This is a genomic window from Cellulosimicrobium cellulans (assembly GCF_016907755.1).
GTDB lineage: Bacteria > Actinomycetota > Actinomycetes > Actinomycetales > Cellulomonadaceae > Cellulosimicrobium > Cellulosimicrobium cellulans_D.
The window spans coordinates 1,606,668-1,618,700 of record NZ_JAFBCN010000001.1; the positions used below are offsets into that span (position 1 = coordinate 1,606,668).

Consider the following 12,033-nt stretch of genomic DNA (forward strand, 5'->3'; position numbering starts at 1 on the left):
CCTCCGGCCTGCCCGTCCCTCTCCCCGGACCTGAACAGGAACCTTCGTGCGAATCAAGCTCACGCTGCACCGCCCCGACGCCAGCACGACCAACGTCGCCGTCACGGCGGACGCGACGGCCACGGTGCGCGACGTCGCCGAGGCGCTGTTCGCGGGCGACCCCACCCGGTCGGGCACCGCCGTCCCGGACCGGCTCACGCTCCAGGTCGGCACCGCGCCGTCGGGGTCGGGGCAGGGGCGCGTGCTGTCCCCGACGAGCGACCTCACGGAGGCGGGGTTGCGGTCCGGGTCGACGGTCTCGATCGTGCGCGTGTCCGAGCAGTTCGACGCCCCTGGCCAGGACCGCGGCGCGGCCGTCGCCGTCCTGCGCGTGCTCGAGGGTCCCGACGCGGGGCGTGAGTTCCCGCTGCCCGTCGGGACGAGCTACCTCGGTCGCGACCGCAACATGGACATCCGGCTGAGCGACCCGCAGATCTCCAAGCGGCACGCCCGCCTCACGGTCGGCGAGACGATCGAGATCACCGACACGAACTCGGCGAACGGTCTCGTCATGGGCGGCCAGCGCATGATGCGCTCGACGCTCACGTCGTCGGACACGGTGACGATCGGCAGCACGGTCGTGTCCGTCGTCGCGCTGCACCGCACGACGAGCCTCGCGCCGACGAGCCCGGTCGTGGAGTTCAACCGGTCCCCGCGCGTCGTCGCCCGCTTCCCCGAGCGCAAGCTCAAGGCGCCCAAGCCGCCGCAGCCCCCGGAGCCGCAGCGCTTCCCCTACCTGGCGATGGTCGCGCCGTTGCTCATGGGCGCGATCCTGTACTCCGTCACGAAGAACGTCCTGTCGATCGTCTTCGTCGGGCTGAGCCCGATCCTCATGCTCGGCAACTACCTCGACCAGAAGGTGCAGGCCAAGCGCAAGCTCAAGGCGCAGCGCGAGCAGTTCGAGGCGGGGGTCGTCGCGATGCGCGAGACGATCGACCGCACGCACGCCGTCGAGCGCGCGGTGCGCCTCTCGGAGGCCCCGTCCGTGGGCGACACGGTCGACGCGGTCCGGCGGCTCGGCGGGCTCATGTGGACGCACCGCCCGGAGCACGACGCGTTCCTCTCCGTCCGCATCGGGCTCGGCGCCGCGCCGTCGCGCACCCAGCTCGAGCAGCCCGGCGAGAACAACACGCTGCCGGAGTACTGGAACGAGCTGGAGAAGCTGCACGCCCAGTGCGCGACGATCTCCGGCGTCCCGGTCGTCGCGCGCCTGCGCACGGACGGCGCGCTCGGCGTCGCCGGGGCGGGGGCCGCGGTCGACGCCGTCGCGCGCGGGATCCTCGTCCAGCTCGCCGGCCTGCACTCGCCGTCGGAGCTCGTGCTCGCAGCCATGACGTCGCAGCGCTCGCGCGCCGACTGGGAGTGGCTCGAGTGGCTGCCGCACACCGGGTCGCCGCACAGCCCGCTGGGCGGCGACCACCTGGCCGACAACCCGGGCGCCGCCCAGGCGCTGCTGTCGCAGCTCGAGGACCTGGTCGAGGCGCGCGGAGCCGACCTCGACACGCACGCCGAGCTGCGCGGGCCGATCGACCCCGAGGAGGGCGAGGACACGCCCAAGCCGGTGCTGCCGACCGTCGTCGTGCTCGTCGAGGACGACGCCCCGGTGGACCGCTCGCGCCTGACGCGCCTCGTGGAGCGCGGCGCGGACGCGGGCGTGCACGTCGTGTGGGTCGCGCCGTCGGTCGAGCAGCTCCCGGCGGCGTGCCGCACGTTCGTCCTCGTGGACACGGTCGACACCACGGGCGCGGGCGGCCCCGGTGCCACCGCGGGCGCGACGAGCGGCGAGGTCCGGGTGGGCCGGCTGTCGTTCCCGGTGGCGTGCGAGACGGTGGACCTCGCGACGGCCCACGAGGTGGCGCGCATCCTGGCCCCGGTGGTCGACGTCGGCGCGCCCGTCGACGACGACTCCGACCTCCCGCGCTCGGTCTCCTACCTCACGCTCGCCGGCACCGCGCTGGCCGAGGACCCGGGCCGCCTCATCGACGCGTGGCGCGAGAACGGCTCCCTGACGCCGCGGGACGGCTCGCCGCCCGTCCGGCGCAAGGTGCCGACGAACCTGCGCGGGCTGGTCGGGCACTCGGGCACCGAGCCGCTCTACCTGGACCTGCGCACGCAGGGCCCGCACGCGCTCGTGGGCGGGACGACCGGCGCGGGCAAGTCCGAGTTCCTCCAGTCGTGGGTGCTCGGCATGGCAGCCGCCCACAGCCCCGACCGCGTGACGTTCCTGTTCGTCGACTACAAGGGCGGCGCGGCGTTCGCGGACTGCGTCAACCTGCCGCACACCGTCGGCCTCGTCACGGACCTGTCGCCCCACCTCGTGCGCCGGGCGCTCACGTCGCTGCGGGCCGAGCTGCGCTACCGCGAGCACCTGCTCAACCGGAAGAAGGCCAAGGACCTCGCGTCCCTGGAGCGGACCGGGGACCCCGACGCGCCGCCGAGCCTGCTCATCGTGGTCGACGAGTTCGCCGCCCTGGTCAACGAGGTCCCGGAGTTCGTCGACGGCGTCGTGGACGTCGCCCAGCGCGGCCGTTCGCTCGGCCTGCACCTCATCCTCGCGACGCAGCGCCCCGCGGGCGTCATCAAGGACAACCTGCGCGCGAACACGAACCTGCGCGTCGCGCTGCGCATGGCGGACGAGGACGACTCGACCGACATCCTCGGCATCCCGATGGCCGCGCACTTCGACCCGTCGATCCCGGGCCGTGGCGCCGTGAAGACCGGCCCCGGCCGCATCACGCCGTTCCAGACCGGCTACGCGGGCGGCTGGACGACGGCGCAGCCCGAGCGGTCGCGCATCGACATCCAGGAGATGGCGTTCGGCTCCGACATCCGCTGGGAGCTGCCGGAGCCCGAGGTCGAGGAGGTCACCGACCCGGGCCCCAACGACATCGCGCGCGTGGTGACGACGATCTCGCGGGCCGCGACGGAGGCCGCGGTCCCGATGCCGCGCAAGCCGTGGCTGGCCGAGCTCGCTCCGACGTACGACCTCGCGCGCCTGCCCAACCCCCGCACCGACACGATGCTGCTGCTCGGGGTGGAGGACGACCCGACGACCCAGGCGCAGCCCACCGTCTTCTACGAGCCCGACCGCGACGGCAACATGGCGATCTACGGCACGGGCGGCTCGGGCAAGAGCGCGACGCTGCGGACGATCGCCGTCTCCGCCGCGATCACGGCGCGCGGCGGCCCCGTCCAGGTCTACGCGATCGACAGCGGTGCGAGCGGCCTGCGCATGCTCGAGGACCTGCCGCACGTCGGCGCGGTCATCACGGGCGACGACGAGGAGCGCGTCCAGCGCGTGCTGCGCACGCTGCGCGACCTCGTCGACGAGCGCTCCGCGCGCTACGCCTCGGTCCGCGCCGGTAGCCTCGACGAGTACCGGCGCCTCGCGAACGCGCCCGACGAGCCGCGCATCCTGCTGCTGGTCGACGGGATCGGCGCGTTCCGCGAGTCCTACGAGTTCCGGCCCGCGCACGCGTTCCCCGTGTGGGGCGCGTTCACGGCGATCGCGACCGACGGCCGCCAGGTCGGCGTGCACGTCGTCGTCGCGGGCGACCGGGCGGCGTCGGTCCCGACGTCCCTCGGCTCGACGATCCAGAAGCGGCTCGTGCTGCGCCTGGCGAGCGAGGACGACTACCTGACGCTCGGCGTCCCCAAGGACGTCCTGTCGCTCACGTCCCCGCCCGGGCGTGGCGTGCTCGACGAGAACGAGGTCCAGATCGCGGTCCTGGGCGGCGACCCGAACGTGGCGCTCCAGGCGCGCGAGCTGGGCAAGCTGCGCGACGCGATGACGCGCCTCGGCATCCAGCAGGCGCCCGGCGTCGAGCGGCTGCCCGACAGCTTCGCGCTGGACGCGCTGCCCGAGGTCACGGGGGGCCGGCCGACCATCGGCCTCGACGACCTCGACATCGCCCCGGTGGCGCTGCCCGCCCGGGGGACGTTCATGCTCTCGGGCCCGCCCGGGGGCGGTCGCACGACGGCGCTCGTCACCATCGCCCAGGCCGTGCGCCGGGCGCGCGCGGGCCGGGTCGTGTACCTCTCGCCGCGCCGCACGAGCATCTCGGCGCTCGACGCGTGGGACACGGCGGCGACGTCGCCCGAGGAGGTCGTGACGCTCCTGGAGTCGCTCACCCAGGCGCTCGACGGGGGCTCGCTGCGGCCCGGCGCGCTCACCGTGCTCGTCGAGTCGGTGACGGAGTTCACGGGGACGCCGGCGGAGCAGCCGCTCGTCGCGTTCGTGCGGGCCGCCACGCGCGCGGAGCAGCTCGTCGTGGGCGAGGCCGAGTCGTCGACCTGGGGGCAGGCGTGGGCGATCGCGCAGCCGTTCAAGGCCGGTCGCAGCGGTCTGCTCCTCACGCCCGGCGACCTCGACGGCGACACCTTGCTCGGGACCGGTCTCGGCCGGATCCGGCGCGCGGACTTCCCGCCGGGACGCGGCTTCCTCGTCGTCTCCGGGAGGGCGCGCAAGCTGCACGTCGCGCTCCCGCGGTAGCGACGTGACGCCCGCGGGGACCTCATGGGGACACCTCCCCATCGACGGGGCGCGCGGGCCGATGGTTGAGTAAGGCCATCGACAACGGGACGACGTCCACGCAGGGTGGGGGTCGAGACACAGAAGGAGAACACCATGGCTGGTGGCATGTGGGGCGCGAACGTCGAGGAGCTGCGTGGGCTCGGTCAGACGCTGCAGCAGAAGGCGGACGAGATCCGCACGACCATGCAGAACCTGAACTCGCAGATCCAGAGCGTGCCGTGGGAGGGCCCCGACGCCCAGCAGTTCAAGGGCAGCGACTGGCCGGCCGCGCAGACGCAGCTCAACAACGTCGCGCAGACGCTGACGGACGCGGGCCAGAAGGCCACGCAGAACGCGCAGCAGCAGGAGCAGGCTTCGAACAGCTGATCCGCTGAGCTCCACCGAGGGCGCGGGACCCGGGACGGGTCCCGCGCCCTCGGCGTGTCCGGGGTCGGGCGTCGCCGTGGCCTGCCGGCGGCCCGGCCGGGGCGGTCGAGGCTCCGCCGGTCTGCGAGACTGCTGGCGCGCCCCGCGCCCCCGGAGCGCGACGAGAGCGACCGAGAGGACCTGACGCATGACCGAGCTGCGCTACCCGAGCGACGACTTCCCCGCGCCGGTGGGGGTGCGGGTCGACGCGCCGGACCGCTGGGTCCCGCTGCCGCACGTCGCCCTGCCGCTCGCGCTGGGGCGCGAGGTGGAGGAGGGGGAGTTCAACCCGAACGTCATCGTGGTGGTCTCGCGCATCCGGGCCGAGCAGACGCTGGACGACGTGCACGCCGAGGTGCTGCGCAAGCTCAAGCCGCTGCCGCGGCTGCGCCAGCTCGACGGCGGCGACGTGGACGTGGACGGCCTGCCGGGGCGGTGGGTCGAGGCGTCCTTCAAGGGCGGCGGGGGAGCGGTGCTCGTGCAGTCGGTGCGGACCGTGGTCGTCCCGCGCGGTCCCGTGGCGGACCTCGTCCAGACGACGGGGACGTGCACGCTCCTCCAGCACCCGTGGGCCGCGGCGGAGATCCGTGCCGTCCAGGAGAGCCTCCGCCTCGACCGCTGAGCCCCGGCGTTACATTCGCCCGGATCACAAGACGAGGTATCCACCAGGCGAGACCGGTGAGACCCTGGTCATGGAGGAGAGGGCCCGAGTGAGGCGACCCTCACCCCAGTCGTACAATCGAGAGGTCTCCTGCGGCCGGTACCCGAACCGGCCGACGCGGAACGGCCCGTCGGCCGCGCGGGAGAGACCCCCGTCCTCGACCGGAAGGCGCACCGTCCTGTGAGCAGCATCCGTCCACTGCGCGTCGCGATCGTCGGCGCTGGTCCCGCCGGGATCTACGCCGCGGACATCCTGTCCAAGACCGACCTCGACGTGAGCATCGACCTGTTCGAGCGTCTGCCCGCGCCGTTCGGCCTCGTGCGCTACGGCGTCGCGCCGGACCACCCCCGCATCAAGCAGATCATCGTGGCGCTCCACAAGGTGCTGAGCCGCGGCGACATCCGCCTGCTCGCGAACGTGGACTACGGCGTCGACCTCAAGCTGGACGACCTGCGCCAGTACTACGACGCGGTGATCTTCTCCACGGGGTCGATCCGCGACGCGGCGCTGCCCGTCGAGGGCATCGACCTGCCGGGCTCGTACGGCGCGGCCGACTTCGTGTCCTGGTACGACGGCCACCCGGACGTCCCGCGCACGTGGCCGCTCGAGGCCCAGCAGGTCGCGGTCCTCGGCGCGGGCAACGTCGCGCTCGACGTCGCGCGCGTGCTCGCCAAGCACGCGGACGACCTGCTGCCGACCGAGGTCCCGCAGAACGTCTACGAGATCCTCAAGTCCTCGCCGGTCACGGACGTGCACGTGTTCGCCCGCCGTGGGCCGGCGCAGGCCAAGTTCTCGCCGCTCGAGCTGCGCGAGCTGGGCCACGTCCCCGACGTCGACGTGATCGTCTACCCGGAGGACTTCGAGTTCGACGAGGGCTCGATGGCCGCGATCAGCTCGTCGAACCAGACCAAGCAGGTCGTCAAGACCCTCACGGACTGGACGCTCAAGGACCCGAGCGAGAACACGGCGTCGCGCCGCCTGCACCTGCACTTCCTCCACGCCCCGGCCGCGGTCCTCGGCGACGGCAAGGTCGAGGCGCTGCGGACCGAGAGGACCCAGCTCAACGGCGACGGCACCGTCTCCGGCACGGGCGAGTTCCACGAGTGGCCCGTGCAGGCCGTGTACCGCGCGGTCGGCTACTTCGGCTCGCCGCTGCCCGAGATCCCGTTCGACGAGCTCAAGGGCGTCATCCCGAACCGCGAGGGCCGGGTCATCGACATCGACGGCGAGCACATCCCCGGCGTGTACGCGACCGGCTGGATCAAGCGCGGCCCGGTGGGCCTCATCGGCCACACCAAGTCGGACGCGTCCGAGACGATCCGCCACCTCGTCGAGGACGTCACCGGTGCGGGCGACGGCGGCGACGTCGCGGCGGCGGACCTGGCCGCAGGGCGCGTCGCGCCGCTCGGCGACCCCGAGGCGGTCGTGGACTTCCTCCGCGAGCGCGGCGTCGACCACGTCGAGTGGTCGGGCTGGGAGCTGCTCGACGCGTACGAGCGTGCCCTCGGCGAGCCGCACGGGCGCGAGCGCATCAAGGTCGTGCCGCGCGAGGACATGATCCGCGTGGCCCGCGGCGAGACCCAGGTCGGCTGACCCCACGGCCTGCTAGGCCAGGGATCGCGACGACGGCGCCCCACCCCGGAGGGTGGGGCGCCGTCGTCGTGCGCGGCAGGGACGACGACGGCCGCGACCGGGAACGGGACGGTCGCCTCGGGCGTTCACCAGGTGGGCGCCGACGGGGTCGGCGCCCGTCGGGCGCCCGGCGGACCACGCGGGTGCCCGAGGCGCGGAAGGGAGCACAGCGTGGGGCGTCAGCACTTCAACGGTCTCAAGACGGCCGGCCTGTTCGGCGTCATGTGGGCCATCGTCCTGGGCCTCTGGGCACTGTTCGGCGCCAAGGCGAACCTGCTGTGGCTCTTCGTCGGCATCGGCCTCGTGACGACGTTCTACGGGTACTGGAACTCCGACAAGATCGCGATCCGCGCGATGCACGCCCGCCCCGTGAGCGAGCTCGAGCAGCCGGCCATGTACCGGATCGTGCGCGAGCTCTCGACCGAGGCGCGCCAGCCGATGCCCCGCCTCTACGTCTCGCCCACGCAGGCGCCCAACGCGTTCGCGACGGGACGCAACCCCAAGAACGCGGCCGTGTGCTGCACGGAGGGCATCCTGCGCCTCCTCGACGAGCGCGAGCTGCGCGGCGTGCTCGGGCACGAGCTGATGCACGTGTACAACCGCGACATCCTCACGTCGTCGGTCGCGGGCGCCCTCGCCGGGGTCATCACCTCGCTCGCGCAGTTCCTGCTGATCTTCGGCGGCGACCGCGACCGTGGTGGGAACCCGCTCGCGGCGATCGCGATGGTCGTCCTCGCGCCCGTCGCGGCCATGCTGATCCAGCTCGCCATCTCTCGCACGCGCGAGTACGACGCCGACGAGGACGGGGCCAAGCTCACCGGCGACCCGCTCGCGCTCGCGTCCGCGCTGCGCAAGCTCGACGCGGGCACGCAGCGGGCCCCGCTCCCGCAGAACCGCGACCTCGTGGACGTCTCGCACCTCATGATCGCGAACCCGTTCCGCGGCGCGGGCGTCGCCAAGATGTTCGCGACCCACCCGCCGATGGCGGAGCGCATCAAGCGGCTCGAGACGATGGCCGGCCACGGCCCGGGCTACGGCGGCATCACCTACCACTGACGGGCGCGGGGCGGCGTGCCGGGCGGGGCCACGGGCGCGGCAGACGCGCAGCGCCGACGCGCGGGGCAGGTGGCACGATGACCCCGTGCCCCGCCGCCGAACGCATCTCGCGCGCGACCTCGCCCTCGTGCTCCTCGCCGTCGGCGGGCCCACGCTCGTGCTGCGCCAACGGCACGGCCGCGGGTGGATCGTCGACGACGTGGTCACCGCCGTGACGGTCTCGGGTCTCGTGTGCCTGTCCGCCGCGGTCGGTCTCGCGCTGACGCGGCGCGCGCCCGGCCCGGTCGCGCGCGAGACGGCGCTCTACGTCCTCGTGGGCGTCTTCACCGCCGTCGGGGCGGTCGTCGGCACGTGGCGCGTCCTCGACGACCAGGCGCTCGTGCAGGGCTGGGTCGGCCTGCTCGCCGCGTACGTCGCGGTCGCCCTCCACGTCGGGCTGGCGGTCACGGCGCGGAGGCGCCGCCCGGCGCGCTGACCCCCAGCGCGTCGAGGAGGACGGCGGCGACGCCGTCGTCGTCGTTCGCGGCGGTGCGGTCGGTCGCCGCGGCCAGGACGTCGGGGTGCGCGTTCGCGACGGCGAACGAGCGTCCCGCCCAGCGCAGCATGGGCAGGTCGTTGGGCATGTCCCCGAACGCCCAGACGTCGCGGGCGTCGACGCCGAGCCGGGCGCACCAGCGCGCGAGCGCGGCGTCCTTCGTCACGGCCGGGGCGAGCAGCTCGGCGAGGCCCGCCGCCCCGGAGTAGGCGAGGTGAGCCCGGTCGCCGACCGCGTCGCGCACGCGCGCGAAGAACGTCTCCTGCGCCGTCGTCTGCCCGTCCGCGACGACGACGGGCTGCGTCGCGGGGGCGTCCTCGACCGGAGCGCCGGGGTCCCGCGCGAGGATCTTGCCGACGGGCTGCCGGGTGCCGGTGCGGGGGGTGGCGCCGGGCGCGGCGAGCGTCGACTCGACCACGGCGACGACGTCCGCGTCGTCGTCCGGGGTGGAGCGGAAGCCCGGGTCGAACGTCGGCCCGTCGACTCTCTCGAACGCGAGCGCGACGCCCGGCACGGCGGCGCGCAGGTCGGCGACGAGCGCGGCCGCCTCGTCCGCGGCGAAGCCGCACACGTCGAGCGGGCTCGCGGTGGCCAGGTCCCACACCGCCGCGCCGCCGAGGCAGATGACGTGCCCGTGCCCGCCGACGACGTCGGCGAGCTGGTCGAGCCAGCGCGGCGGGCGCGCCGTGACGAACACCACCTCCACCCCGGCGTCCTCGGCGGCGCGCAGCGCGGCGCGCGTGCGCTCCGAGACGGTCCCGTCGGACCGCAGGAGCGTGCCGTCGAGGTCCGTCGCGACGACGCGCGGGAGCGCGCTCGACGACGCGGCAGGACGACCCGGTGCGACCGGGCGCGCGCCGCCGTCGGGCAGGGACACGGCGAGCGCTACCGGTAGTTGGTGAACTGCAGCGCGACGTCGAGGTCGGCGCCCTTGAGCAGCGCGATGACGGTCTGCAGGTCGTCGCGCGACTTGCTCGTCACGCGCACCTCGTCGCCCGTGATCTGGGTCTTGACGGCCTTGGGCGCCTCGTCGCGGATGATCTTGGTGATCTTCTTCGCGTCCTCGCTCGACAGGCCCTCCTTGAGGGTCGCCGCGAGGCGGTACTCCTTGCCCGACGCCTTGGGCTCCTTGTCGCCCGTGTCGAGCGACTTGAGGGAGATGCCGCGCTTGACCAGCTTGGTCTCGAAGACGTCGAGGATGGCGAGCACGCGCTCCGCCGAGTTGGCGACCATGACGATGCTCTCGCCGCTCCACGCGATCGAGGCACCGACGTTGCGGAAGTCGTAGCGCTGCGCGACCTCCTTGGCGGCCTGGTTCAGCGCGTTGTCGACCTCCTGGCGGTCGACCTTGCTGACGATGTCGAACGAGGAGTCGGCCATGGGTAGGTCCTCTCTGGGCCGGGAACGGGTGCTGGGTCCCACCGTAGTCGAGCGGGCTCAGGGTCGGGTCGCGAGACGCGTCGCCCGTGCCGCGCGCAGCCCGTCGACCGAGAGCACGACGAGCGCGACCCACACGAGCCCGAACCCGGCCCAGCGGGTGGGCGACATGGGCTCGTGGAAGACGAGGAGACCGAAGAGGAACTGCAGCGCCGGGCCGAGGTACTGCAGGAGCCCGACGACGCTCAGCGGGAGCCGGCGCGCGGCCGCGCTGAAGAGGAGGAGCGGCAGGGCCGTGACGATCCCGGCGGACGCCAGCAGGAGCGCGTGGCCGGCACCCTCGGCGCCGAACGTGCCGGCGCCGGTCGCGCTCAGCCAGACCAGGTACGCGAGGGCGACCGGCGTGAGCACGGCCGTCTCCACGGCGAGGCCGGGGAGCGCCTCCACCGTCCGGCCCACGCGGTTCTTCACGAGGCCGTAGAGGCCGAACGACGCCGCGAGCACGAGCGCGATCCACGGCAGGCCGCCCGAGCCCGTGCTGATGACGACGACGGCGGCGACGCCGATGCCCACGGCCGCCCACTGCGCCGGGCGCAGCCGCTCGCGCAGCACGGCGACGGCGAGCAGGACCGTGACGAGGGGGTTGATGAAGTACCCGAGCGCGGCGTCGAGCACGTGGCCGCTGAGGACGCCGTACACGTAGACGGTCCAGTTGGTGACGATGAGGACGGCCGCGACCGCGAGCACACCGAGCGTGCGCGGGGTGCGCAGCGCGGTGACGAACCCGCCGAGCTGGCGCGTCGCGGCGAGGAGCACGAGGCAGAAGAGCAGGCTCCACACGACCCGGTGCGCGATGATCTCGAGCGGCGCCGCGGGCTCCAGGAGCGGGAAGTACAGGGGCATCGCGCCCCACAGGAAGAACGCGCCGGCGCCGAGCAGGAGCCCCCAGCGGTCGGTCGGGGCGGGGACGCCGCGCCCGCCGCCCGACGGCGCGGCCGGGGTGGGCGAGGACGGTGCGCCGGTGGGCGCGGGGCCGGGGTTCCCGGTACCGGGGAGGTGGTCCGGCGCGGGGGAGGGGCGGGTCACCGGACCACTGTACGGACGGACGCGCGGGCGGTCGCCGGGACCCGGATTTCGCACCTGGTCCGACGGGGCTGTATCGTTGGCTCGCCCGCACGGCGGGGCTGCACCATGTGCAGTCCTCTCGGCGAGCGACAACTCCACACGGCAGGTTGCCCGAGCGGCCAAAGGGATCTGACTGTAAATCAGACGGCTCAGCCTTCGGGGGTTCGAATCCCTCACCTGCCACCGGAGCGACGGGGCGTCACCCACGGGTGGCGCCCCGTCGTCGTCTGCCCGGGGCCGTCGTCGGCGCCAGCACTCCCCGTGCGCGGCACAGCCCGGCGTCGTCGGACGGTGCGCGACGCCGGTGGAGCGGGGCTGGAAGGCCCAGGAACGGCGGAACGGCGCCGATTTCGTTCGACGCCGTGTTCCGTGTAGAGTTTTCCGCGCTGCCCCGATAGCTCAGTCGGCAGAGCGTCTCCATGGTAAGGAGAAGGTCAAGGGTTCGATTCCCTTTCGGGGCTCTGTGGTGACGCGGGGTCGTCTTGCTGGAATACTGGCGAGACGGCCTCGCGTTCAGTCACGCGGCGGGGTAGCTCAGATGGTTAGAGCGCACGACTCATAATCGTGAGGTCGCGGGTTCGATCCCCGCCTCCGCTACCACTTTCGACAACCTCGTACGGCGGCCGGCGTCGTGCGACCTGCACAGCACATGCGCCCTCCGGAGGCGCG

The 12,033-nt window shown here is 73.6% G+C and carries 9 protein-coding genes and 3 tRNA genes; 9 read left to right on the forward strand and 3 right to left on the reverse strand.

Annotated elements, in window-relative coordinates; genetic code table 11:
- The first annotated feature begins 46 nt into the window (after positions 1-46).
- The 6 genes from JOE63_RS06845 (at position 47) to JOE63_RS06870 (ending at position 8,802) form a co-directional block, all read left to right on the forward strand.
- Positions 47-4,531 (forward strand): FtsK/SpoIIIE domain-containing protein, encoded by a 4,485-nt coding sequence (locus tag JOE63_RS06845; RefSeq protein WP_204540158.1) that lies wholly within the window; start codon positions 47-49, stop codon positions 4,529-4,531.
- A 135-nt stretch (positions 4,532-4,666) separates the two neighbouring features.
- A complete protein-coding gene (locus tag JOE63_RS06850) occupies positions 4,667-4,939 on the forward strand; it encodes a WXG100 family type VII secretion target (RefSeq protein ID WP_021482523.1) in 273 nt (90 codons plus the stop codon).
- Between the two features lie 187 nt (positions 4,940-5,126).
- Positions 5,127-5,600 carry an LpqN/LpqT family lipoprotein gene (locus JOE63_RS06855; RefSeq protein WP_087471279.1) on the forward strand — a complete coding sequence of 158 codons (474 nt, stop codon included), beginning with the start codon at positions 5,127-5,129 and terminating at the stop codon, positions 5,598-5,600.
- Between the two features lie 219 nt (positions 5,601-5,819).
- Positions 5,820-7,232 (forward strand): FAD-dependent oxidoreductase, encoded by a 1,413-nt coding sequence (locus JOE63_RS06860; RefSeq protein WP_087471280.1) that lies wholly within the window; start codon positions 5,820-5,822, stop codon positions 7,230-7,232.
- Between the two features lie 210 nt (positions 7,233-7,442).
- Positions 7,443-8,327 carry a zinc metalloprotease HtpX gene (gene htpX / locus JOE63_RS06865; RefSeq protein ID WP_087471281.1) on the forward strand — a complete coding sequence of 295 codons (885 nt, stop codon included), beginning with the start codon at positions 7,443-7,445 and terminating at the stop codon, positions 8,325-8,327.
- A gap of 85 nt (positions 8,328-8,412) precedes the next feature.
- The gene (locus tag JOE63_RS06870) at positions 8,413-8,802 is read left to right on the forward strand and encodes a hypothetical protein (protein WP_204540160.1); all 390 of its coding nucleotides are present in this window, start codon (positions 8,413-8,415) and stop codon (positions 8,800-8,802) included.
- On the opposite strand, the gene JOE63_RS06875 is transcribed toward JOE63_RS06870, so the two are convergent.
- The 3 genes from JOE63_RS06875 to rarD are packed head-to-tail and all read right to left on the reverse strand — an operon-like array spanning position 8,771 to position 11,325.
- Positions 8,771-9,739: an HAD family hydrolase gene (locus JOE63_RS06875; RefSeq protein ID WP_204540162.1), complete on the reverse strand. Its 969-nt coding sequence runs from the start codon at positions 9,737-9,739 to the stop codon at positions 8,771-8,773. The genes JOE63_RS06870 and JOE63_RS06875 overlap by 32 nt on opposite strands.
- Before the next feature lie 8 nt (positions 9,740-9,747).
- Positions 9,748-10,242 carry a YajQ family cyclic di-GMP-binding protein gene (locus JOE63_RS06880; RefSeq protein WP_204540164.1) on the reverse strand — a complete coding sequence of 165 codons (495 nt, stop codon included), beginning with the start codon at positions 10,240-10,242 and terminating at the stop codon, positions 9,748-9,750.
- Positions 10,243-10,299: 57 nt separating this feature from the next.
- A complete protein-coding gene (rarD, locus tag JOE63_RS06885) occupies positions 10,300-11,325 on the reverse strand; it encodes an EamA family transporter RarD (RefSeq protein ID WP_087471285.1) in 1,026 nt (341 codons plus the stop codon).
- A gap of 140 nt (positions 11,326-11,465) precedes the next feature.
- Here rarD and JOE63_RS06890 point away from each other — a divergent pair.
- The 3 genes from JOE63_RS06890 to JOE63_RS06900 all read left to right on the forward strand — a co-directional run bounded on the left by JOE63_RS06890 (position 11,466) and on the right by JOE63_RS06900 (position 11,964).
- A tRNA-Tyr gene (locus tag JOE63_RS06890) sits at positions 11,466-11,547 on the forward strand.
- Between the two features lie 205 nt (positions 11,548-11,752).
- Positions 11,753-11,825: transfer RNA gene (locus tag JOE63_RS06895), tRNA-Thr, on the forward strand.
- A 62-nt stretch (positions 11,826-11,887) separates the two neighbouring features.
- Positions 11,888-11,964 (forward strand) — tRNA-Met (locus tag JOE63_RS06900).
- The last annotated feature ends 69 nt before the right edge of the window (positions 11,965-12,033 follow it).

Bases quoted from the DNA above. Each gene is read 5' to 3' on its own strand.
- JOE63_RS06850 (WP_021482523.1), top strand. From the start codon at position 4,667: ATGGCTGGTGGCATGTGGGGCGCGAACGTCGAGGAGCTGCGTGGGCTC.
- JOE63_RS06855 (WP_087471279.1), top strand. From the start codon at position 5,127: ATGACCGAGCTGCGCTACCCGAGCGACGACTTCCCCGCGCCGGTGGGG.
- JOE63_RS06880 (WP_204540164.1), bottom strand. From the start codon at position 10,242: ATGGCCGACTCCTCGTTCGACATCGTCAGCAAGGTCGACCGCCAGGAG.